This window comes from Emticicia sp. 17c (assembly GCF_037153985.1).
Classification (GTDB): Bacteria; Bacteroidota; Bacteroidia; order Cytophagales; family Spirosomataceae; genus Emticicia.
The window spans coordinates 274,349-297,328 of the sequence record NZ_JBBAYI010000003.1 but is presented as its reverse complement, the minus strand read 5'-3'; the positions used below and the strand labels follow the sequence as shown (position 1 = coordinate 297,328).

18 protein-coding genes are annotated in these 22,980 nt (G+C 39.4%); 10 read left to right on the top strand and 8 right to left on the bottom strand.

The features are described from left to right. Window positions 1-206 precede the first annotated feature (206 nt). Entirely contained in the window at window positions 207-632 is a 426-nt protein-coding gene (aroQ, locus tag WAA15_RS09025; RefSeq protein ID WP_337042403.1) for a type II 3-dehydroquinate dehydratase, read from the bottom strand. Between the two features lie 79 nt (window positions 633-711). Here aroQ and xerD point away from each other — a divergent pair, with 79 nt between their 5' ends. The 8 genes from xerD (at window position 712) to panC (ending at window position 11,736) form a co-directional block, all read left to right on the top strand. Then, window positions 712-1,638, top strand: a complete 927-nt coding sequence (gene xerD / locus WAA15_RS09020; protein WP_337042402.1) for a site-specific tyrosine recombinase XerD — start codon at window positions 712-714, stop codon at window positions 1,636-1,638. A gap of 16 nt (window positions 1,639-1,654) precedes the next feature. Next, window positions 1,655-2,614 (top strand): 1-phosphofructokinase family hexose kinase, encoded by a 960-nt coding sequence (locus tag WAA15_RS09015; protein WP_337042401.1) that lies wholly within the window; start codon window positions 1,655-1,657, stop codon window positions 2,612-2,614. After that, window positions 2,583-3,329, top strand: a complete 747-nt coding sequence (locus tag WAA15_RS09010) for a hypothetical protein (RefSeq protein ID WP_337042400.1) — start codon at window positions 2,583-2,585, stop codon at window positions 3,327-3,329. The genes WAA15_RS09015 and WAA15_RS09010 overlap by 32 nt, the downstream gene beginning before the upstream one ends. A gap of 348 nt (window positions 3,330-3,677) precedes the next feature. After that, the gene (locus WAA15_RS09005) at window positions 3,678-6,353 is read left to right on the top strand and encodes a PAS domain S-box protein (protein WP_337042399.1); all 2,676 of its coding nucleotides are present in this window, start codon (window positions 3,678-3,680) and stop codon (window positions 6,351-6,353) included. Between the two features lie 117 nt (window positions 6,354-6,470). After that, the gene (locus tag WAA15_RS09000) at window positions 6,471-6,908 is read left to right on the top strand and encodes a response regulator (RefSeq protein WP_337042398.1); all 438 of its coding nucleotides are present in this window, start codon (window positions 6,471-6,473) and stop codon (window positions 6,906-6,908) included. Then, window positions 6,909-10,427: a PAS domain S-box protein gene (locus WAA15_RS08995; protein WP_337042397.1), complete on the top strand. Its 3,519-nt coding sequence runs from the start codon at window positions 6,909-6,911 to the stop codon at window positions 10,425-10,427. It begins immediately after the preceding gene. 3 nt (window positions 10,428-10,430) lie between these two features. After that, window positions 10,431-10,826 (top strand): response regulator, encoded by a 396-nt coding sequence (locus WAA15_RS08990; protein WP_337042396.1) that lies wholly within the window; start codon window positions 10,431-10,433, stop codon window positions 10,824-10,826. Window positions 10,827-10,893: 67 nt separating this feature from the next. Beyond that, complete coding sequence (gene panC, locus WAA15_RS08985; RefSeq protein ID WP_337042395.1) at window positions 10,894-11,736, top strand: pantoate--beta-alanine ligase; 843 nt, start codon at window positions 10,894-10,896, stop codon at window positions 11,734-11,736. Window positions 11,737-11,739: 3 nt separating this feature from the next. Here the strand turns inward: panC and WAA15_RS08980 are convergent, their stop codons facing one another. The 3 genes from WAA15_RS08980 to tsaE are packed head-to-tail and all read right to left on the bottom strand — an operon-like array spanning window position 11,740 to window position 13,827. Then, window positions 11,740-12,144 (bottom strand): hypothetical protein, encoded by a 405-nt coding sequence (locus WAA15_RS08980; protein ID WP_337042394.1) that lies wholly within the window; start codon window positions 12,142-12,144, stop codon window positions 11,740-11,742. Window positions 12,145-12,169: 25 nt separating this feature from the next. Beyond that, on the bottom strand, window positions 12,170-13,387 hold the full coding sequence (locus WAA15_RS08975) for an alanine dehydrogenase (protein WP_337042393.1): 1,218 nt from the start codon (window positions 13,385-13,387) through the stop codon (window positions 12,170-12,172). A 35-nt stretch (window positions 13,388-13,422) separates the two neighbouring features. Next, the gene (gene tsaE / locus WAA15_RS08970) at window positions 13,423-13,827 is read right to left on the bottom strand and encodes a tRNA (adenosine(37)-N6)-threonylcarbamoyltransferase complex ATPase subunit type 1 TsaE (RefSeq protein WP_337042392.1); all 405 of its coding nucleotides are present in this window, start codon (window positions 13,825-13,827) and stop codon (window positions 13,423-13,425) included. A gap of 219 nt (window positions 13,828-14,046) precedes the next feature. Here tsaE and WAA15_RS08965 point away from each other — a divergent pair, with 219 nt between their 5' ends. Further along, a complete protein-coding gene (locus tag WAA15_RS08965) occupies window positions 14,047-16,023 on the top strand; it encodes a penicillin-binding transpeptidase domain-containing protein (protein ID WP_337042391.1) in 1,977 nt (658 codons plus the stop codon). 1 nt (window position 16,024) lies between these two features. Beyond that, the gene (rodA, locus tag WAA15_RS08960) at window positions 16,025-17,302 is read left to right on the top strand and encodes a rod shape-determining protein RodA (protein WP_337042390.1); all 1,278 of its coding nucleotides are present in this window, start codon (window positions 16,025-16,027) and stop codon (window positions 17,300-17,302) included. 18 nt (window positions 17,303-17,320) lie between these two features. Here rodA and WAA15_RS08955 read toward each other — a convergent pair whose 3' ends face one another. The 4 genes from WAA15_RS08955 to WAA15_RS08940 all read right to left on the bottom strand — a co-directional run bounded on the left by WAA15_RS08955 (window position 17,321) and on the right by WAA15_RS08940 (window position 22,978). Beyond that, entirely contained in the window at window positions 17,321-18,193 is an 873-nt protein-coding gene (locus WAA15_RS08955; protein WP_337042389.1) for a glycoside hydrolase family 16 protein, read from the bottom strand. Between the two features lie 61 nt (window positions 18,194-18,254). Continuing rightward, window positions 18,255-20,468, bottom strand: a complete 2,214-nt coding sequence (locus WAA15_RS08950) for a TonB-dependent receptor (RefSeq protein ID WP_337042388.1) — start codon at window positions 20,466-20,468, stop codon at window positions 18,255-18,257. A 201-nt stretch (window positions 20,469-20,669) separates the two neighbouring features. Then, the gene (locus WAA15_RS08945) at window positions 20,670-21,752 is read right to left on the bottom strand and encodes a Gfo/Idh/MocA family protein (protein WP_337042387.1); all 1,083 of its coding nucleotides are present in this window, start codon (window positions 21,750-21,752) and stop codon (window positions 20,670-20,672) included. Window positions 21,753-21,832: 80 nt separating this feature from the next. Next, window positions 21,833-22,978 carry a hypothetical protein gene (locus tag WAA15_RS08940; RefSeq protein ID WP_337042386.1) on the bottom strand — a complete coding sequence of 382 codons (1,146 nt, stop codon included), beginning with the start codon at window positions 22,976-22,978 and terminating at the stop codon, window positions 21,833-21,835. Window positions 22,979-22,980: the final 2 nt, after the last annotated feature.

The following is a 22,980-nucleotide window of genomic DNA, read 5'->3' as shown; positions in this document are numbered from 1 at the left end:
ATTAGAGCGAATATTTTAGTAAAAGGTACGCACTAATTATGGCAGTCAAGTATAAACCAAACTTGGCTTTAAGCCTGCTAAGCAACTAATAAACCACCAACAAGCACTATTGTTTACGTAAAGCTATATTTCAGCTTGCATAAATGCCTCAATAGGTAATAATTACAGCCTATTGGTAGGTGCCAGCGTGGGAGTATGCAGGTATTTTAAAGAAAATACCTGACAGCCATTTCATAGCCTTTAACTCCAAGCCCGCACACCATGCCTTTGCAACGGCTGGTAAGGTATGAGTGATGCCTGAAACTTTCGCGTGCGTGAATGTTTGAAATATGTACTTCTACGGCAGGGGTTTGAATAGCCGAAAGAGCATCGGCAATAGCAATTGAAGTATGTGTGTAGGCTCCAGCATTGATAATAAGCCCATCAAAAGTGATAAGCCCATAACCAATTTCATGAATTTTATCTATGATACTTCCTTCATGGTTCGACTGGTAGTAGTGTAGTTCTACGGTAGGAAAAAGTTGTTTAAGTTCCTCCAGATATGCCTCGAAAGTCTGGCTTCCATAAATATGTGGTTCTCTTTTGCCAAGTAAGTTAAGGTTAGGGCCGTTAATAATAATAATTTTTTTCATCGGAAAGGCGATTGATAGAATGATTCAGTATTTTTACGGCAAGTTACAAAAAACGATTCACTGTTTATCGATTACTGTTTTGAATTGGCCAATTTATATTCAACACTTTAAAAACTATCTCAGACTTGAGCGGTCGATGTCAGAAAACTCGATTGAGGCTTATCTGAGAGATGTTGAAAAACTGAGCCAGTTTGCCCAGATGCTTAATCATCAACCCGGGCCTGAGGGCATCAATGAAAAAGATATTTCTGATTTTCTGGCCTACATTAATCAGTTTGGCTTAACACCTACTTCTCAAGCCCGTATTTTGTCAGGTATTAAGTCGTTCTACAAATATCTGGCACTCGAAAACCTCATTCACATTGACCCCACACAATTAACCGAAGCCCCTAAAATAGGGCGTAAATTACCCGATACGTTATCGTTCCCCGAAATAGAATCAATGCTGGACATGATTGATGTATCAACCAACGAAGGCGTGCGAAATAGAGCTATTCTGGAGGTTCTGTATAGCTGCGGCTTGCGGGTTTCAGAACTCACAGAACTAAAGCTAACCAATTGCTATTTTGATATTGGTTTTGTACGGGTAATTGGTAAGGGTAATAAAACACGTCTGGTGCCTATTGGCCGTGATGCCATAAAATATACCAGAATTTATCTTGAAAACATCAGGAATCATCTCGATATTCATCCTGAGGCCGAAGACATCGTTTTTTTGAATCGTCGGGGAAAACAACTGACACGCGTCATGATTTTCCTGATTATTAAAGAATTAGCCGAACGTGCGGGTATTCACAAAAACATATCGCCCCATACTTTCAGACATTCATTTGCTACACATTTAATTGAAGGTGGCGCCGACTTACGCGCTGTACAAGAAATGCTTGGGCATGAGTCGATTACCACTACCGAAATATATACACACCTTGATAGAACCTTTTTGCAGGAAACCCTCAGAAGTTATCACCCACGAGAAGGGCTTCCTGATAAGAGAACTAGAAAATGATTAAATCCAGAATGCTATGAAAAGAAATAAAATTGTTACGCTAACCGTAAGCCCGGCTATTGATAAAAGTACACATTTTGCCGGATTAGTGGCAGAACAGAAAATAAGGTGTGAAACCCCGCATTTCGATGCAGGTGGTGGGGGCATTAACGTTTCAAAAGCCATTGCACGCCTCGGCGGAAACTCACTGGCAGTTTTTACAGTAGGAGGGGCTTCTGGTGAATTACTGGAAGAACTCGTAAAAAAAGAAGGAATTGATTATAAAACTATCAAGACTAAAAGCTGGACGCGTGAAAACTTTATTGCCGTTGATACGCTTACAAATGCGCAATACAGGTTTGGAATGCCCGGCCCTGAAATAACAGACGATGAAGCCCAAGCTATACTAACTGCCCTTGAAGAAACAAAACCTGATTTTCTGGTGGCAAGTGGGAGCCTTTCGCCAGGATTGGAAGATGATTTTTATGAAAAAGTAGCAACTATTGCCACTAATATAGGTGCAAAATTAATTGTGGATACTTCGGGTACACCACTCGAAAGAGCCATTGATAAAGGTGTATTTTTACTGAAACCAAATGTAGGAGAATTAGCCAGACTTGTAAAAGCCGAATCGCTCGAAATAAATGAAGTGGACGATGCCGCCCGTGAGATAATAAACAAAGGTAAATGCGAAATAATGGTTGTTTCGCTAGGGGCGCAGGGTGCTGTATTGGTAACAAAAGATATTTGTGAACATATTCCGGCCCCACCTGTGCAGAAAAAAAGTACAGTTGGGGCTGGCGATAGTATGGTTGGCGGAATGGTATGGGCACTTTCGGCAGGTAAAAGTGTATCAAAAATGTTGCATTGGGGTGTAGCGTGTGGGTCGGCAGCAACCATGAACGAAGGAACGCAATTATTTAAACAGGATGACGTACATAAACTCTTAAATTGGATTAACACTTATGGAGAAAAATATCAGATTCGTAATCTTTAGTTGTTTGCTTTTGAGCAATCAGGTTTTTGGGCAGCTTATACATTCGCATAATGACTATGAGCAGAAAGAGCCTTTTTTTGCTGCGTATAATCTGGGCTTTGATTCAATTGAGGCCGACCTTTATATCAAAAACGGTAAAATATATGTAGCCCATAATTGGAAAGATATTAACAGAAAACGAACATTTAAAACCCTATACTGGAAACCCCTTTTGGCTAAAATAAAAGAAAACAAGGGGTATCCATACCCTAACCAGAAAGACTTATATCTGTTGCTCGACCTCAAAAAAGACGGCAAGCAAATACTAACCGTATTACAGAAGTTGTTTAAGCACCATAAAAAACAACTCAGACACGTACATATTACCATAAGTGGAGATATGCCTAAGCCCGAAGAATTTGAACAATATGACAACGTTTTTTTCTTTGATGGCCGCCGCAACACCGAATACCCGGGCAAATCGTTCGACCGTGTTGACCTCGTAAGTGCCAGCTTTATGGATTTTGGTAAATACTGGAACGGCAAGGAAGAGTTGCCAGAAGAAACCTACCAGAACATAAGAGCTTTTGTCATGAGTAACCATGCTAAAGGCAAGCGTGTAAGGCTATGGGGAACTCCGAATACTACCCTTGCTTTTGCTACGCTGAAAAAATTAGATGTTGATTTTATAGGTACCGACGAGTTAGAGTTATTGAAGAAATTTATTGAGAAATAAATATTGTTTACTAACTTGTATTCAATAAAATATCGGTTGCTTACATATAGATGCTAGCGTTACTTTTGCTGATTACGCTAAGTATCTTTGCTAAGTAGCAGGTCTGAAACAAAGGTTGAAATTTCTATTGATTATGATAATCAGGGTTTTATCTGTGGGTATGGTTTCTGGTAAAATTCTGTAAAAAATTTGAGTGAACTTGGTAAAGAATAAAAGCGCAGAGTATTAAATATAATTTCTGCGCTTTTATGCTATATCTAGTATGGTTTTTGTTTACGGTAATTAAACTTTTGCTATTGTACAATGAAACAGGAAACTATTAAGAGCCATTCCTTAGCTCAACATAAGATGAGAAAATCTGATAGCCTTGCTAAAAAGCCGCTTTCTGATTCTTTAACTAAGCAAAAACACTTGGAAGAATTAGAAGAACGGCTCGAATTATTGATGGTAAATACCGAAGAATGCTTACTGGTAGTTGATACTAGCTTGGATGTAGTTACCTACAACAATAAATTTAAGGAGTTATATGATTACTATTTTGGTATAAATATTAAAAAAGGTCAGAGTATCCTCGAGTATGTACAGCCAGTAAGAATCGAAATAGTAAGAAAACTATATCAGGATGTTTTGCAGGGTGAAATTTGCGAAACCGAAATACAAACAAAAACTCCCGATGGCAGTATCAGGTTCTTCATTAATAAATTTAAGCCCATTTATGATAATTCCAGAAAAATAATTGGTGTTTTTGTTTCTTCTTTCGATATAACAGATTCTAAAAATACGCTTATAGCCCTCCGTAAAAGCGAAGAAAAATATCATTCTATCATAGAAAATGCTTTGCATGGTTTTTTCTTTAGCCGACTAGACGGCTCCATACTGGATGTTAATAAAACATCTACCGAAATGTTCGGCTATACCCACGAAGAGTTTAAGCAACTAAAATGGCAAGATATAGTAGTAGATGATAAAGAAACCTTTGCCAGATATGAACGTGAAAGAGAAGAAACCGGACAAATAAAAGGCGAACTGATAGGTGTTCATAAGAACGGAAAGCGTTTCCTGTGTGAGTTTTCATCAATCATCTATGGCGACAGCGAGAAACAAAAAATCAGTACTTTTATTATTGATATTTCGGCCAGAAAAAAGGCAGAAGAAGAACTGAAATTAAGAGAAAAACGCTTTGCAAGTCTTGTTGAACACGGAGCCGACGGTATTGCTGTTTTGTCATTGGAAGGCAAACCCATTTACATTTCGCCGTCTATCGAAAAAGTGTTGGGTTTCACGGTGGAAGAAGCCATGAATCTGAGTTTGTTTGCCTCTGCCCACCCCGACGATAAGGCTGAAATGCAAAAAGACTGGGAAACCATGATGAGCCAGCCGGGTGTGCCCATAGTTGGGCGTTTGGCCAGAATTTTACACAAAGATGGTACTTGGCGATGGCTCGAAGGTATCATTATTAATATGTTGCACGAACCGGCCATAGGGGGTATCGTTAATAATTTCAGAGATGTTACTACAAAAGTACTGGCAGAGCAGGAAAAAGAATTTGAACGCCGCGATAAAGAAGCCCTCATTAATAATACAGAAGATTTAATCTGGAGTGTAAGCAAAGATTTCAGGTTAATAGCCGGTAATAAAGCCTTTATTGAGTCAATGCGGAATACAACCGGCGTTATGATTGTTCCGGGTGATAATCTGTTAATGGATAATTTCTTCGATAAACGGTATCTGGATTTCTGGCGAACAATTTATGAGAAAGGAATGGAGGGAAAGCATTTCAAAGAAGAAATTTATATTACCGAACTACTGGGTGCTACAAACTCTTGGATAGAAATACGGGTAAATCCTATTATTATTAACAACGAAACCACAGGGCTGGCTTGTTATGTGCGAGACATCACCCAGCAGAAAATCTTGCAGGATAGCCTCATTGAAAGTGAAGAAAAATTCAGGGCCTCGTTCCAGTTTTCAGCCATAGGAATGTCTATTGTAGATTTAGAGGGGAAAATTACCGCAGTTAATGAGAGTTTATGCCAAATAACAGGATATACCTCAGCCGAACTAATTGGCCAGACTTTTTATTCAATTACCTACCCCGATGATTACGAGATAGATGCCTATTATCTGGCCGAACTCATGAGTGGCCAACGTGATACCTATCAGGTAGAAAAACGATATTTTCATAAAGATAAATACCTTATCTGGGTACATATTGCGGTGTCTTTAGTAAAGCATAAATACGGCGAGCCACTCCATTTAATTATTCAGATAAACGACATTACTCAACGCAAAAGGAGCGAGCATCATCTCATAGGCTTGAATGCAAGTCTGAATCAACGGGCCGAGCAACTAGCTTCCACAAATGCAGAGTTAGAGCAGTTTGCTTACATTGCCTCGCACGATTTGCAGGAACCTCTGCGAATGGTTACAAGTTTTCTGACTCAACTCGAAAAAAAATATAAACAACAACTCGATGAAAAAGCCCAACAGTATATTTATTATGCCGTAGACGGGGCCAGCCGGATGCGAACCATCATTCTGGATTTGCTCAGGTATTCAAAAGTAAGCCGTAAAGAATATGAATACGAGTGGGTAGATATGAATGAAGTTGTAACCGAGGTAGTACAGAACTATCTGCTAAAAGATGAAAGTGTAGTCATTGAATGGGAAGACCTGCCTACTGTTTATGGTGCCAGATTACCCCTGCATCAGGTAATGCAGAATTTAATATCCAATGCCATTAAATACAGAAAAAAAGACCTTGCCCCATATATTAAAATTCAGTCGTCAGATAGCCCAGAAAATTGGTATTTTTCTATTTCAGACAATGGAATAGGTATTGAAGATAAGTTTTTTGAGAAAATATTTGTACTTTTCCAACGATTGCACCATCGGGAAGAATACGCTGGTACAGGCATAGGTTTAGCCATTTGTAAGAAAATCATAGAGAACCACAATGGTAAAATATGGGTCGAGTCTGAATACGGAGAAGGTAGTACATTTCATTTTATAATTAAAAAATAATTTTTAAAATTGAAATTGGATTAAACAATTGAGTATAAATATTGGTATCTAAATAAATAATTGATAATCAATGGTATAATACTTATTTAACTGATTCATTTATACCTCCTAACTCTTATGAAATCTATTCATATTTTACTTGTAGAAGACAACGAAGGCGATGTCTTTCTCACAACCGAAGCTTTCAATGAAAGCAAAATTTCTAATAAATTAAGTATTGTCAGAGACGGTTGGGAAGCTATTCAGTTTCTGGAAAAAAAAGGTAAATATACTACCGCAGAAAGCCCAGATTTAATTTTGCTTGACGTGAATTTACCCAAAATGAATGGGCATGAAGTACTAATTAATATTAAAGCAAATGATAAAATCAAGCATATTCCGGTTATCATGCTTACTACTTCCTCTTCTGAGCAAGATATTTACCAGTCATATAAAAACTATGTGAACTGCTATATAACCAAACCGATAGAGGCCAACGATTTCCTGAAAGTAGTGTCATCTATTGAAAATTTTTGGATATCAATTGTTGAATTACCCAAAGTAAAGCCTATTTAGATGTCTTTTTTTACAAAACAGTTAAATATTCTGATAGTTGAAGATAACATCGGTGATTATATCCTGATAGAAGAATATCTCGCAGATGATTCATTTCAACATAATATCTCCCATGCAAGAACATTGGCTGAGTTTAAAGATACTCTCTTAGCCAATGCTCGTTTTGATACTATTTTGTTAGACCTCAGTTTACCTGACGGAAGTGGCGAAAGCCTTGTCAGCGAAGTTTTAAAGGTAGCAGGCGACATACCCGTAATTGTATTAACTGGGTATTCTGACAAAGACTTTGGTATCAGAAGTTTATCACTCGGGGTAGCAGATTACTTACTGAAAGACGAACTCAACTCATCGTTACTCACAAAAAGTACACTTTATAGCATTGAACGTAAAAAAATCAATACTTCATTAATAGAATCTGAAAAAAAATACAAGGAACTGTTTCATCTGAACCCCGTTCCTATGTGGGTATATGATTTAGAAACTTTGCAGTTTCTTGATGTAAATGAGGCTACTCTTAAGCACTACGGCTATTTAAGGGAAGAATTACTGAGCATGAATATCATGGATATTCGTCCGAAAGAAAACTTGCCGGAAGTGATGGATACCATTAATCAAATAAAAGATACCGGAAAAAGCATAAAGAAGGTATGGACGCATCTGAAAAAGAATGGTGAGGCTATTTACGTAGAAATTGAAGGAAACATAATTGATTTTGCCGGTAGGCGTGCCAGATTAGTATTAGCAACCGATATAACAGAAAAACTGAAAGTTGAAACTGCATTAAAGCTGAGCGAACAACGTTTTAAGGCCCTCGTGCAAGAAGGTGGCGACCTGATAACGATTATCGACAAAGAAAAGATTTTTCGTTATATCAGCCCCAACCATGCTACTATTCTGGGGTATCAGCCTAACGACTTACTCAATAAAAAAGTACTCAGCTTTATTTGTAGAGACGATTTGAGCCGTATTGCCAAAGTAATAAAAACGGTTGGCTTGCATAAAAGTGTTGAAATTATGCCGTATCGTTTCAGACACGCCGACGGGCATTGGGTATGGCTTGAAACTACCATTACCAATCTGCTGGAAGACCCCGCTGTGGGGGGTATCGTTTCAAACTCAAGAGACATCGGTAAACGTATCGAATACGAAACACAACTACAACATACCAACGAACGTTACGAAGCCGTAGCACAGGCTACCAGCGATGCCATCTGGGACTATGATTTAGAAACAGGCAAAACATTTATTGCAGGCAATGGGTACCATAAACTCTTTGGGTATCAGGTAGTGAACGAATACCTGACAACAGATTTCTGGGAAGACCGCCTCCATGAAGATGATAAAGAAAGGGTATTGAAAGAACTTGAAGACGCAATGGCACAGGCAAACAGCCAGTGGTTGTCTGAATACCGCTTTTTAAAAGATGATGGTAACTATGCCTATATTTATGACAGAGCCTCTATTATTTATGAAAACCATAAGCCTGTCAGGATTCTTGGGGCTATGCAGGATATTACTACCCGAAAATATCAGGAGACAATTCTGGCTATCGAAAAAGAAATATATGCTCTTAATGCTACCGAAGGCATTACCCTCATAGCCATTCTGGAAACACTGGTAAACGCCACAGAACAACTGATTCCGAATTCTTTTTGTTCAATTTTGCAGTTAAAAGATAATAAAACTGCCATACACCTGGCGGGTTATTCTCTGCCAGCTAAATATATTGCCGCTATCGAAGGGCTTGAAATCGGGCCTAAAGCAGGGTCATGCGGTACTGCTATGTACACAGGTAAAACAGTTATTGTAAGCGATATTGAAACAGACCCTCTCTGGGAAGACTATCAGCATATAGTGCAAGAGTATCCGCTGAAAGCCTGTTGGTCTGTTCCTATTAAAAAAAGCGATGGTGAAATAATCGGGAGCTTTGCTACTTATTATAGCAATAAAAAAACGCCCAAGCAATACGAGGTCAACTTTATTGAAAGAGCAGCTAATTTGTTAGGAGTTTTGTTTGAAAACCGGCAAGCTAGCGAGAAAGTCAAAGTTTCTAAAGAACGATACGACATTGTAGCAAAAGCCACCAGCGATATCATTTGGGATTTCGACATTATTAACGATAAGATAAGCTATAACAAAGGTATTCAAAAGATTTTTGGTTATCCGTTATCGTATCTGCAAATCAGAGATGTACAAAACTGGTGGGAAACAAGCATACACCCTGACGACCTGAAAAAAATAACTACTACATTAAACGATGTTCTTGAAAAAAAACAGACCAATATCCAGCTTGAATATCGGTTTAAATGTGCCGATGGCTCCTATAAATATGTACTCGACAGGGGCTTTATTATAGTTGATAACGACCATAACCCCGTCAGGATGATTGGAGCTATGCAGGATATTACCCGCCAGAAAGAAGAAGAAATCAGGCTTCGCTTACTGGAATCGGTCATAACTAATGCAACTGATGCTGTTTTAATTACAGAGGCTTGGCCTATTGAGGAACCCGGGCCTAAAATAGTGTATGTAAACGATGCCTTTACTCACATGACTGGATATACAAGAGAGGAGGTAATAGGGCGGAATCCAAGATTTTTGCAGGGACCAAACACCAATAGGGCTGACTTGGACCGTCTCAAAAAGAGCCTCGACAACTGGGAATCATGCGAGATGGAACTCATTAATTACAAGAAAAACGGTGAAGAGTTCTGGATAAACCTTTCAACGGCCCTTGTAAGTGATGAGAAAGGGATTTATACACACTGGATTGCCATACAGCGGGATATTACAGAACGTAAACATCGGGAAATTGAAAGAGAACAACTCATAAAAGAGCTAAACCATAGTAATCAGGATTTACGCCATTTTTCTTATATTACTTCTCATAACTTTAAGGCTCCGTTATCGAACCTGATAGGTTTTTTGAAGATAATAGACGAAATTCCGATTGAAAACCCAATTTTGAGTCAGATTATTCAAGGATTCAAAACATCAACAAGCCTGCTCAACGATACCATTAATGACCTTACGAAAATTCTGATAATCAGAGACAGCGATAAAATAGAGCAAAAGGATATACCTTTTGCTAAAATGATGAAACAAACAACGGTGCAGATAGAAAATCTGATAATTGAGGCCGACGCGCAAATTACTATGCAGTTTAGCGCAGCACCAAACGTTTTTTTTAATGAAACCTATCTGGAAAGTATTTTCCTGAATTTGCTTACAAATGCTATCAAATATCGTTCTTATAACCGCAAACTGGAAATTAAAGTCGTTTCCAGAGAAATGAAAGAGCATATTCAGTTAACTTTTGAAGATAACGGCATAGGGCTTGATGTAGAGCGGCATAAGGGCAAAATATTTGGCCTTTATCAGAAATTTCATGACCGCCCCAATAGTAAAGGCATGGGCTTGTATCTGATAAAATCTCAGTTAGAAAGTCTGGGCGGTAGTATAGATGTTGAAAGTAAGGTTGATGTGGGTACAAAATTCATTTTAAAATTTAGAAAATAAGAAATGATAAAAAAACTACTTTGCATTGATGATGATGAAACAACATTGATGCTTATTAAAATGGTCACTGAAAAAGCATCTTTTGCTAAAGAAGTAATTACAGCTGCTAACGGAAAAGAAGCACTCGATTACTATTATAATTTGCTGCATTCGGAAATAAAAGTGGCTCCTCCTGAGCTTGTTTTTCTTGACTTAAATATGCCTGTAATGAATGGGTGGGAGTTTCTGGATGAATTTATACAAAAAGTCTATCCCAGTTTTCCTGATACCAAAATAGTTGTGCTGTCGTCGTCGTCTAATCCGGTTGATAAAGAAAAAGCCAAGCAATATCCTATTATCATAGGGTATATTCCTAAGCCTATTACTGCCGATTTAATCAAAATGTTGGTAAAGAAATAATTTGTTTTGTTAAATTTGGCACTATATGGCTCAACCGAGCCGATTTTATCATTGACCCATTTAGCTAATGCAGATTTTCTACACTATTTCTGAAACACAAAACTACCTTAAAACACAACAAAAATCAGGGAAAACCCTCGGTTTTGTGCCTACTATGGGGGCCTTACACGCAGGGCATATCTCTTTGATAGAACAAGCAAAAAAAGAAAACGATATAAGCGTTTGCAGCATTTTTGTAAATCCTACACAATTTAATAATCCAGAAGATTTAAAGAAATATCCCCGAACACTCGAAAAAGACTGTGAGTTGCTTCAGGCAGCAGGTTGCGAGGTAGTATTTGCCCCATCTGCCGAAGAAATGTATCATAACCTACCAAAACTTAAATTCGATTTCGGGAATCTGGAAACCGTCATGGAAGGGAAATTCCGCCCGGGGCATTTTAACGGCGTAGGTATTGTTGTGTCAAAACTGTTTCATGTTGTAAAGCCTGATAAAGCCTATTTCGGACTAAAAGACCTGCAACAAGTAGCAGTAATACGCCAGATGGTATATGATTTAAGTTTTGACCTCGAAATTATTCCATGCCCGACTTTGCGCGAAGCCGACGGGCTGGCAATGTCTTCAAGAAATATGCGGCTTTCGGTAGAAGCCCGCGCGTTGGCACCACATATTTATAAAGTTCTGAACTTAACGAAGGCACAATTACAGGCAGGGGCTTCGTCGGTTGAAGCACACGCACACGCGGTAGCTTATTTTAAAAATTACCCCGAATTTGAACTGGAATATCTGGAAATAGCCGATTTTGATACCCTTATGCCTATCGGTCAGATAAATAGCCCAGATAAAACGGCTATTTGTATTGCCGCTTTTCTGGGCGGAGTAAGGCTTATCGACAATATAGTGTTTTAAGGCTTAGTCTTCCGGGAAAGGTACAAATACAAAACCTGCGAAATTATCTTCAATCACAAAAAGGCAGCAATATTCTTCGGGGTTTTTGTAGTTTTCTTTAAATAATTCGATGGATTCTTCCCCAATAAGTTTTCGCTGAACAAACTCATCCAGAAAAGATGCTTTGTAGTCGAACTTGGTTTTGAAATCACTACGGCCAAATAATAACTGACCTACTTCGGTCGGAATTTTGGTAAGTACAAAAATCGGATATTCTGAGAACCCGCGTTTTCTGATTTGGTAAGAGGCTTCTTTCAGGTGGTCGGCTACTGTAACAAAGTCTTCTGAAATCCGACCCATTATTTTGTTATCTAATTCCGGCGAGTTTGCGTCGTCCAGAATCGTATTTTCGTTTGAATGATTAATCATAAAATTTGCTGGGTTAAATCAAATACTACATTCGTGCTGCAATTAATAGTCCTAAATCTTTGTAGCGGAGATTAAAACGCTGCGCAATAGGAAGGTTCGTTAAGCTTCCCTTATAACTGTATACTCCTTTAGTAAACCATTGTTTAGCAAAAATCATTTCCTCAATACCACCTACATTGCCTGTTTTTAGTAAAAAAGGTGTAAACACATTGCTTAAAGCTATGCTGGCCGTATGTGCCACCCGTGAGGCAATGTTGGGCACGCAATAATGGGTTACACCATATTTCTGAAAAGTAGGCTGTTTGTGGTTGGTCATTTCGGAGGTTTCAAAACACCCGCCTTGGTCTATCGAGACATCAATAATGATTGAGTTCGTTTTCATGCGGGAAACCATATCTTCTGTTACCACCATAGGCGAAATGCTATCTTCTGCGCGCATGGCCCCAATTACCACATCTGCTCTTACGAGCGCGTCTGTGAGCGTTTCAGAGTCAATAATTGAAGTGAAAATCTGTTGTCCGATAGTATATTTTATGCGTTGCAAACGATAGATATGCTGGTCGAAAACCTTAATTTCGGCACCAAGCGCATGGGCGGCTCTGGCGGCATATTCGCCTACTGTTCCGGCACCCAGAATAACCACCTTTGTAGGCGGAACTCCCGTAATACCACCCAGAATGATACCCCTGCCATTGTGTACACTACTTAAAAGTTCGGCAGCTACGAGCATAACCGTATTACCCGCTATTTCGCTCATGGCCCTGATAATCGGGAATCCCCCCACTTTATCCTGTATCAGTTCAAAGGCTATCCCTGTAATTCGTTTCTCGTTGAGGCGTTCAAAATATTTTCTATCCAGATTCGGGATATTCAAGGCCGAAATAACAGTCTGGTCAGTTTTTAGGTAGCTTATTTCTTTTTCGGTGAGTGGCTCAATTTTCAGAATAATATCGGCCTGAAAAATTTCTTCCTGCGAATATACAATTCTGGCTCCGGCTTCGCTGTACTCATTGTCCGAGAATTTGGCTGCTTCTCCAGCACCGTTTTCGACCAATATTTCATGCCCGTTTTTAACCAGCAGGCTCACGGCTTCGGGGGTTAGCGCAATACGGCTTTCCTGTAAGGATATTTCGCGAGGTAAGCCAATAAAAAGGCTTCTCTTGCCTTTTTTTATGGCTGCCGGTGATTCTTGTGTGTAAAGTATTGTTTGGCGCGCTAGTTCAGAAACAGATTGACCAGTCATAGGCTAGTAACTTTTATGCTATTTTTGCTTTGGTATTAATGTAAACGCAAATTTCGGCTATTTTCATTAATAACTTCAATTTCTATGGTAAAACAATTATCTGGCAAAAGAGATTCTATTTTTTCGGCCCATTCCAAGAGGCATATATTTCCCGAATCAAAATACTCTTCTACGCCAAAATCAAGGGCTTCGGATTCACGTTTGAGGCGATAAAAATCAAAGTGATAAACAGTATCGCCAGTTTCTGTAAGATACTCGTTCACAATTGAAAAAGTAGGGCTTTGTACGGCACTCAATACGCCTAATTGCTTGCATATTGCTTTAATCAGGGTTGTTTTACCGGCACCCATCTCACCTTCAAATATCCAGATAGTTTTTCCACCTGCATCAGCGATAATTTTCTTCGCAATCTCTTCTAAATCTGTGATATTGTAAACCATTTTTCGTCCGTTTTTATATTCTTATTACAAAAATCGTATAATTCCTTAAAATATTTCTAATCTTATTTCAAGAAAAACCTTTTCAAAAAAAAAACATCTTTTTCTTACTCAGAAATATGTTTTTATCTTGTTTTTTCAAGAACTTTGTTAGAGAAAGTGAAAACTATAAAATTTTGCTGAATAACGTGCTTTACTCTGATATTTTGTCATTCCTGATGTATGTTCCAAGACCGTAAACAAATTATTTTGGGTTTCTTTTTTATTATCTGTGGGGTTTACCTTTTCAGGCTGTTATACCTTCAGGTTATAGATGACAAATACCGAACATTGGGGTCTACTAATGCTATAAAAAAAGAGGTTCAAATACCTTTGCGTGGGCAGATATATGACCGTAATGGCAAGCTACTAGTAGCGAATGTAGATGTTTATGATATGTATGTAACCCCCAACAAGGTTAAAAATATCGATACCGTTACATTCTGCCGTTTGTTTGGCATAACCAGAGGTTTTTTTGATAGCACCATGCACGTAGCAAAAACCTATTCTCCCAGACGAGCATCTTTGTTTTTAAGACAATTATCCAAAGAAGATTTTGGGCGGGTGTCTGACGCTATGGTGCATTTTTCAGGATTTTCATTTGAGTTGTCATTCTTTCGGACTTATCCTGCACATACCATGGCCAATGCCTTGGGTTATATAGGCGAAATCAGCAAAAAAGACTTTGAAGCACAAGTAGTAGAATATTATAGAAGCGGCGACTACGTGGGTATTACAGGGCTTGAAAAACAGTATGAATCAGAATTGCGTGGGCGAAGAGGGGTAAAGTTTACCATGATGAACGTAAAGGGAGAAGATAAAGGCTCTTATGCTGCTGGGGAATATGATACGCTGGCTGTGATAGGTAAAAACCTTTATACGACAATTGATGTGGAAATTCAGCAACTGGCTGATAGCCTATTTCAAGGTAAAACAGGCTGTGCAGTAGCCATTGAGCCTAAAACCGGTGAGATTCTGGCTATGGGGTCGTATCCGTACTTTGACCCTAATCTGTTATCAGGGAAACAGTTTGCTAAAAACTTTAAGGAACTTTACAGAAATCCTGATAAACCTTTAAACGACCGTGTGGCAACGGGTTTTTTCCGTCCGGGGTCAACATTTAAACTCGTGCAAGCACTTGTGGCTTTGCAATTAGGGGCTATTGAACCCTCAACGGCTTTTCCGTTGGGTGGTGCTCCGGTAAAATGCCACGTGCATTCGGGTTCCCCCAACGATTTACATAATGCTGTGCGTTTTTCTTGCAACCCATATTTTTATCATGTGTTCAGGAAAACCATGTCAATGGGCAACGAAACGAATCCGTTTAAAGAAGCACCCGTTATGCTCTCAAAATGGCATGAAATGATGTCTAAGTTCGGGTATGGACAAAAATTGGGTATCGACCTACCCTCAGAGTCATCGGGCTTGCTACCTAACGTAAAATATTATAATAAACGTTATGGGGAGTACCAATGGAAGTTTTCGAATATTTATTCGTTAAGTATAGGTGAAGGCGAAGTTTCTGTAAATATGTTAAAGATGGCCAATCTGGCGGCTACTATTGCTAACAGAGGCTACTGGATAACCCCCCATCTGGTAAAAGGTGTGGGGCAGGTATCAAAAGGAGTAAAACCTTCTTTACAAGAGGTACACCAGACAGGCATAGATACAAGGCATTTTGAAAGTATTATCGGAGGAATGCAGGATGCCGTTGAGCGTGGTACGGTTAGTGGTGGAGCCGGAATTGTGCCGGGCATTGCAATATGTGGTAAAACAGGTACTTCGCAGAATAAAAAAGGTAAAGACAATTCGGTGTTTATTGCCTTTGCCCCGCGTGAAAACCCTACAATTGCCATTGCAGTGATGGTTCAGAATGCAGGTTTCGGAGGCTCGTTTGCTGCCCCAATTGCTACGCTCATGATTGAAAAATACCTGAAACGTAAAGTTGAACGAATTGCCCTGAAAGAAAGAATGATGAACACAAGTATAAAAACAGTAGAAGCAATGGCAGGTAAGGGTGCCGAAATGAAAGCGAATATAGCCGAACCTAAAAAAACAGATAAAATACCTGAAAGCCCTAAGAAAGAAATACCAAAATCAGTAAAAGCAGATATAATAACTCCTAAAGAAAAAATACTAGCACCTAAGAACACAAAATAACATGGCACGTGATATTGATATTAGAGAAGGAATTGACTGGACTACCGTTTGGCTTTATGCAGCTTTAGTGTTGTTTGGCTGGCTGAACATCTATGCGGCTGTATACAACCCCGAAAACCCGATTGAGATTATTTCGCTCTCGCATAATGCAGGAAGGCAGCTGATATTTATAGGAGCATCTTTTATACTGATTCTCATAATTTTGTTTGTAGATTATAAGGTTTACGACTCCTTTGCCTATATATTTTACGGACTCGTTATTCTGCTACTCATAGGAACCATATTTCTCGCAACCGAGATTAAAGGCTCAAGGTCTTGGATAAAGATAGGTACTTTTTCGTTTCAGCCTGCCGAGTTTTCAAAAGTATTTACGGCTTTAGCTCTGGCCAGATATTTAAGTACACAGAACGTTAATATTACCCGCTTCCGCGATGCCATCGTTGCTGGGGTAATGGTATTTTTGCCGCCTGTTATTATCATTCTACAAAAAGAAACAGGTTCGGCACTTACATTTGCTGCTTTCGTAGCTGTATTTTACAGAGAAGGCTTACCCGGAATTTATCCGGCTTTAGGCATTGCGCTGGCTATTTTATTTGTGGTTACGCTGTTTGTGCCTAATCCGGTATTTATTATGATTGGGTTGGCTGTTTTGTGTGGGCTGTTCTGGTACTTGTTTCTGAAACGTTATGAACGAACCCAACAGAACCTTATCAGGTTAGTAGGGGTATTTGTATTGGCTTCCATGTTTGTTTTCGGAACAGGCTTTTTCATTACAAAGGTATTGCAGCCACACCAGCAAAAACGGATTCAGGTATTGGTAAACCCTGACTCTGACCCGTTAGGAGCAGGTTGGAACGTAACACAGTCAAGAATTGCCATCAGTTCGGGAGGTATAATCGGAAAAGGTTATCTGCAAGGAACTCAAACCAAATTTGACTTTGTGCCAGAGCAATCGACCGACTTTATTTTTTGTACAGTAGGCGAGGAGTGGGGCTTTGTTGGGAGTTTAATCGTAATCCTGATTTTTGCGGCACTGCTCAATAGAATCATTAATCTGGCCGAAAAACAGCGAAGCAAATTTGCCCGTATTTATGGTTATTGTGTAGCTTCTATTTTGTTTTTCCATTTATTTGTAAATATCGGTATGACCATTGGCTTGATGCCTGTAATTGGTATTCCGCTTCCCTTCCTGAGTTATGGGGGGTCGTCGTTGTGGTCGTTCACGATGTTGTTATTTATCTTCCTGAAACTTGATGCTCACAGAAGCTACAAAGTATAACTTAAAAGGCAGATGCTGTTAATCTGCCTTTTGATATATCCTTACGTAGTCTACTTCATATTTTATAAGGGCATTGCGTGGAGTACCACCATTTCCACCAATAGCAAGATTTAATAAAAGGTATTGTTCTTGCCTGAAAGGGTTACTTCCATCGGCATTAATGGTTTCGGCTAAAGAGGTACTATTTATTAATTCATCGTCCAGATAAAGTCTGATAGAATCATTATCCCAGTCCATGCGCCATAGATGGAATTTTGCAGGCCAGTCTTTATCTTTCTCGATAAAGTAAGCTAATGGAATTTTTTGTTCATCCCATTTCGCTATATAAGGTTTATCGGTCCCCCATGCCACATTAGCCAGAATAGTAGGTGCGTTTTTGACCCGATAAAATTCCATAATATCAACCTCTCCGTTCGAGGGCCATTGTCCGTTTACACCCAATGTCCAGATGGCAGGCCATGCACCCATGGCAGTATCAATGCGGGCTCTTACTTCTATACGCCCGTATTGCCATTGTTTAAATCCTCTGGTCTGAATACTACTCGATGTATATTCGATATATTCTCTGTTCGTACGCCAGTCGCTGCTGCCAGCCACATAATTGGGGTTTGTGAGGTGTTCTTTTCTGCCTTCAATCAGTAGAACACCATTTTGGCAAGTAGCATTATCTGGCTGATACCACTGTAATTCCTGATTCCTGACGAAGCCATTTTCATATTTCCATAAATAGGGGTCTGGCTTTCCGTCTTTATTAAACTCATCATGCCAGCGTAGCTTCATGTTTTTCACAGGCTTAGGCTCTGTATCGTCAGGTTTAAAAGGGTTTATTTCCTGAGCTTGACTATGCTGAAGTAACAGCAAAAAACAAAAAAAGATAAATATGATAGGCATAGGTTGTAAAGTTGTTTTTTATGGAAAAATATAAAAAACAATAGTTGAGTAAAAGAAGAACTTAGAAAATATTCAATCGTAACCCCATAAAGCCCCTTATACGTTGCAGAGGAGCATAATTATAACTAGGATCAAATTGCTCGCTAAAAGGGGCATCGGCTCTGAAAATAGGGTACTTTGGCAAAAAGTTCGTAAAGTTTTTTATACCACCATACAACTGTAAACCATTTTTTAAACGTTTGGTTGCTTGTATGTTGTGTAACCCAAACCACGGCGAGTATTCGGGGCGAGTATCGCCGTACTGGCGAACTACCGGCAAGCGCATAGGGCTGTAAATATTTCCGGTCAGGTCGAAGGTGAGTTGTATTTTTTCAAAAGAGTAGCTTATCGAGTAATTACCAGTAAAATGAGGAGTTTGTATCTGATTAATTTTTGTGCCATCGCTTTCTATTCTGTAAACATCCATTAATGTAGCCCCCATAAAGGCTTTCAGGCCGGAAGTAAAGGCAAATTCTCCATTAAATGCTAACCCTTTTGAAATACCATGTCCCTTAAGGTTATCATACACAACCAATTCGGGGTCTTGGTCGTAATCGGCAATGATTTTATTAGAAAAATAAGTGTAAAAGGCGTTCATCTGAATATTTCCATGGCCTTTACCAAAGGTAAAAAAATGCTGATAATCCAGATTTGTGTTGTAAGAACGCTCAGGCTGCAAAGCATTTTTAATTATTACTTTGCGAGAACCCGTAAGAGCGGCGTGGTCTTCTGAAAAAAGATTGACAACCCGATACCCATTTCCGACACTTAAACGGAAAATATTATTTTTATCAGGCGATAATTTCCAGTTAAATCTGGGCGAAAAAATATTGCCATGTTTTGAGTTGTAGTCATATCGTAGCCCCACTAAAAACTTGTTTTTAGTACCGGCAGTAATTTCGTCCTGAATAAAAACACCCGGAAGCCAGATTTTGTCAGGGGCATTACTAAGGTCTGAAAGCTGTGTAATAAGCGTGTTGTCGTCATAGTAGGTATTCCGAATGGTGGCACCCATGAGCGCATCATGGTTTTTACCTAATTTTTTGTCCCATAACAGTTGTCCGAAAAAAATGCGCTGTAAGGCAAGGTAGGTAGTAGCACCATAGACCGAGTTCTGGTCGTGTTGGTTAATCGAAAAATTAAGAGTAATTTTTTCCTTATCTATGGGTAACTGATAACTCCCCAGTAGTTCCCAACGTTTGGTGTAGATAGATTCTCCGTAGACCTCGCTACCACCACGATTACTTTTCTGCCACTGCATTTCACCTCCGAAACGGTCTTCGTAAACATAGCGGGCTGCCAGACTCAATAAGCGGTTGTGTTTACGTGCAAACGACCATTTGTTAAATAAAGAAATCCGGTTTTGAAGCGTTACATCCGTAAAATTATCCTGATTAATATCCACTCTATTTCCGAAAACAAAATAATTGCCTGAAAACAAAGTAGTAGCGTTGCCTATTTTAGCTTTAATGCTGGCATCGAAATTATTTTCCAGATAGCTAGTCGAATTCCAGTCGAAATTAAATCTTGGAGCTTTCGCCGGGCTTTTGGTAATGACGTTAATAAGCCCCCCCACAGCTTCTGACCCATATAATGTTGAGGCTGGGCCTTTCATGACTTCAATTCTTTCAACCATTGAGTTGGGTATGCCACTTAGCCCATAAACCGAAGATAAAGCCGATACAATGGGCATTCCATCAATTAAAACCATAGTATAGGGGCCTTCCATGCCGTTTATATGGATGTCGCCGGTATTGCAAACATTGCAGTTAAGCTGTGGCCGAACGCCATTTACCATTGAAAGAGATTCAAAGAGGCTTGGGGTCGGATTCTTCCTGAAAAAAGTGGGGTTCAGAATCTGGATAGGCGCAGGCGACTCATTAACGGTTGTTTCTTTCATGGTGCCTGTTACTACCACTTCGTTTAGCTGCGTATTTTCTTCTTCTATTTCAATAAGAAGATTATTTGATTTTTCAGCTGATATATGTACTGTAAGCAATTTAGTTTTATAACCAACGCTTGTAACCTGAATGGTTTGTTTGCCGTCAGGTGCATGGGTTAAGGTAAATTTCCCATCTTCATTGGCTTGTGTGCCAATGTTAGTATTCATGATTATAACATTGGCAAAACTTACAGGCTTATCTTTTGAAACGATAGTGCCTTTTATTTCCCCTGCAAATGCTGATTTTATGCTGTAAATACCTATATAAATAATAGTAGTAAATAGCTTTCTCATAATAGTATGTGTAAGTTCTCATGTAATTCTTTTCAAAATTAGAATAGTAAAATTAATTTTCAAAATATTTCTAAATAAAATTTTAGATAAAACTAAATATGTTACAATGTTGCAATTGTGAAATTGATTTAATTGGCGATGATACAAAAAAAGAAAGCCACCTCATTGAGATGGCTTTCGTGGCTTTAAAAAGTGCTTTTATTATATTTTTACAGTACCTCCGGTTTTGGCAGCTTTATAAATTGCCTCTACTACAGTTATGTCTTTCAGTCCTTCTTCACCAGGGGCTATTAGTTTGGTTCCGTTCATTAAGGCCATACAATCTTCGTCTAGCTGTTTGGCCTGCTGATTTTTTATCGGAAAATCAATGATACCACCCGAATGGCTACCCTTATTACCACCATAAGCCGAAAAAGGCTCCATTTTTAGCCAGCCTTTTTCATAGTTCACTTGTAAGTAGTTCATCTGAATACCAAAACTCGTATGGCAAGCTGCTAAGGCACCGCTCGGAAACTCAAGTTGAAAAAGCATGGTTTCTTCCACTTCCTTGTAAATCTCTGGTCTGTTAACATGGGCTTGAGCAGTTACGCTGATAGGTTCTTCGCCGGTTGCTAGTCTTGCCCCTTGCAAGGCATATACACCCATGTCGGGCATACAACCTCCGCCTAGTGCTTTTTTCTGTTTCCAGTGGGTAGTTCTGTTATCTACATATCCGGCTCCACAAGCAATCATCATCGGCTTTCCATATATCTTTTCTCGGCCAATACGCATATACTCCTGCGTGTTGGGGTCATGCTGGCACCGATACCCGATTGCCAGACTAACTTTATTGTCTTTGCAAGCTTTTATCATGGCAATACAATCACTTACCGAAGTTGCCATTGGTTTTTCACAAAACACATGTTTACCTGCTTTAGCGGCTCTCACTACGTATTCGCGGTGCATACTAGGCGGCAACACTACGTATACCACATCAATATCGGGGTTGTTAGCTATTGAGTCGAAATTCTGATAGTTATAAATGTTTTTATCAGGAATATTATATTGTTTTTTCCATTTCTCCGCTTTTTCGGGAGTACCTGTTACAATACCGGCCAGATAACATTTTTCGGTCATTTGTAAGGCCGGAGCCAGTAAATCGGTACTATAATAACCCAGACCTACCAGTGCAATGCCTAGTTTATCTTTCTTTTTAGCAACAGATGCCAGAAGTACATCCGGCGAAAATAGGGTAGTGGCACTTCCAAGTGCCAAAGTTTTAAGCGCGTGACGACGGGTAAACATAGTTTTTCGGTGTTTTGTGTTTCTAATGTTCTGACTGTACGAGCAGGCTTTTGGTTTATCAGAAGGCAGATAAAAATGTATCAGTACCGTTCATAAAAACGCTTGATTTTACTTGTCACCTGCGAATATATAGGCTTGGTAAATTCTATGAATAATTGTTGTGGCGAAGGTGGTAGCTCTTCACGGCGTTGTGCTAAGGCTTTATCGGCAGGGCTTAAGGCTCTTTCATCGCCGTTAAAAGTAGCCCAATCGTTAACCCATGTAAATTCTCCGGGAATTTCTTCTCTTGAGAGCGCACGGTTGGTTTGGTAATCGAAGATTTCGAGCGATAATATTCCCCTTGAACGAACAGCCTTATGTGAGCGTATCAGTTGCGCACTTACTTTATCATAAACGGGTACTTTCTTGCCGTTAATGGTGGCTTCGCCAGTTTTAACACTGTCTTTGCTGGTAACTTTCAGGCGGTCGGTTTGTACATTGGTTTCACCCACTACAAAGTCCAGAAATTCGAGTCTTACTACTTGGTCAGGTACGAGTTTAACCGACTTGGCTTCCTGCGGTGAGTAAAAACGTACAAATTTATTCATACGGCGGTTATTACGAAGGAAATCGTCGATTTGTCCTTGAAAATAATCATTGCTATATTGAAAAAGGCGTGAGTTAAGTTTGGGTTGCTCTAGTACTACATGTAACGATGCTACGTTGAGGGCATCTTCCATGCGGTCGCGGGTATCGCGGTAATTAGGAGCAAACGACATTAGCTGCTCAAAATGATTATAAGCCATTCTGGCTGACTCTCGGCTAGGGCGTTTCATTAAATCGCTGGCTACGGCATAGCGTTCGGCGGCTGCGTTTTCACGCGCTTCTTCTTCTTCGCGGTAATAGCTTTGAGGAGTAACCAACCTGCGGCAGGCAGTACATTTATCAATGGCATCCTGCATATTGTTGAGTTTAGTGTAATAGTTTAACACTGCTTCCCAACGAAATTGCTGATTGGCATTTTTGGCATGGTCGATGTCTCTGAGAAATTCCCGTTGGGCGTTTCGGTAGGCTTCGGGTAATACGGCTGAAGATTTACTGTTGTCGCTGTCTTTGCGTAGTTTTTCAGTAGCCTGTAAAACAGCTTCATAAAAATCGCCTCTTTCAAGAGCTTTGGTGCCACTTTTACTGCATGAGGAAAGGAATAGGAGAGTTCCTGCAATTATAACATAAATAATAGTCTTCATGA

Bases quoted from the DNA above. Each gene is read 5' to 3' on its own strand.
- WAA15_RS09005 (WP_337042399.1), top strand. From the start codon at position 3,678: ATGAGAAAATCTGATAGCCTTGCTAAAAAGCCGCTTTCTGATTCTTTA.
- WAA15_RS08990 (WP_337042396.1), top strand. From the start codon at position 10,431: ATGATAAAAAAACTACTTTGCATTGATGATGATGAAACAACATTGATG.
- tsaE (WP_337042392.1), bottom strand. From the start codon at position 13,827: ATGGTTTACAATATCACAGATTTAGAAGAGATTGCGAAGAAAATTATC.
- WAA15_RS09000 (WP_337042398.1), top strand. From the start codon at position 6,471: ATGAAATCTATTCATATTTTACTTGTAGAAGACAACGAAGGCGATGTC.
- WAA15_RS09015 (WP_337042401.1), top strand. From the start codon at position 1,655: ATGAAAAGAAATAAAATTGTTACGCTAACCGTAAGCCCGGCTATTGAT.
- WAA15_RS09010 (WP_337042400.1), top strand. From the start codon at position 2,583: ATGGAGAAAAATATCAGATTCGTAATCTTTAGTTGTTTGCTTTTGAGC.
- WAA15_RS08975 (WP_337042393.1), bottom strand. From the start codon at position 13,387: ATGACTGGTCAATCTGTTTCTGAACTAGCGCGCCAAACAATACTTTAC.
- rodA (WP_337042390.1), top strand. From the start codon at position 16,025: ATGGCACGTGATATTGATATTAGAGAAGGAATTGACTGGACTACCGTT.
- WAA15_RS08965 (WP_337042391.1), top strand. From the start codon at position 14,047: ATGTTCCAAGACCGTAAACAAATTATTTTGGGTTTCTTTTTTATTATC.
- WAA15_RS08940 (WP_337042386.1), bottom strand. From the start codon at position 22,978: ATGAAGACTATTATTTATGTTATAATTGCAGGAACTCTCCTATTCCTT.
- WAA15_RS08955 (WP_337042389.1), bottom strand. From the start codon at position 18,193: ATGCCTATCATATTTATCTTTTTTTGTTTTTTGCTGTTACTTCAGCAT.
- WAA15_RS08980 (WP_337042394.1), bottom strand. From the start codon at position 12,144: ATGATTAATCATTCAAACGAAAATACGATTCTGGACGACGCAAACTCG.
- WAA15_RS08950 (WP_337042388.1), bottom strand. From the start codon at position 20,468: ATGAGAAAGCTATTTACTACTATTATTTATATAGGTATTTACAGCATA.
- WAA15_RS08995 (WP_337042397.1), top strand. From the start codon at position 6,909: ATGTCTTTTTTTACAAAACAGTTAAATATTCTGATAGTTGAAGATAAC.
- WAA15_RS08945 (WP_337042387.1), bottom strand. From the start codon at position 21,752: ATGTTTACCCGTCGTCACGCGCTTAAAACTTTGGCACTTGGAAGTGCC.
- aroQ (WP_337042403.1), bottom strand. From the start codon at position 632: ATGAAAAAAATTATTATTATTAACGGCCCTAACCTTAACTTACTTGGC.
- panC (WP_337042395.1), top strand. From the start codon at position 10,894: ATGCAGATTTTCTACACTATTTCTGAAACACAAAACTACCTTAAAACA.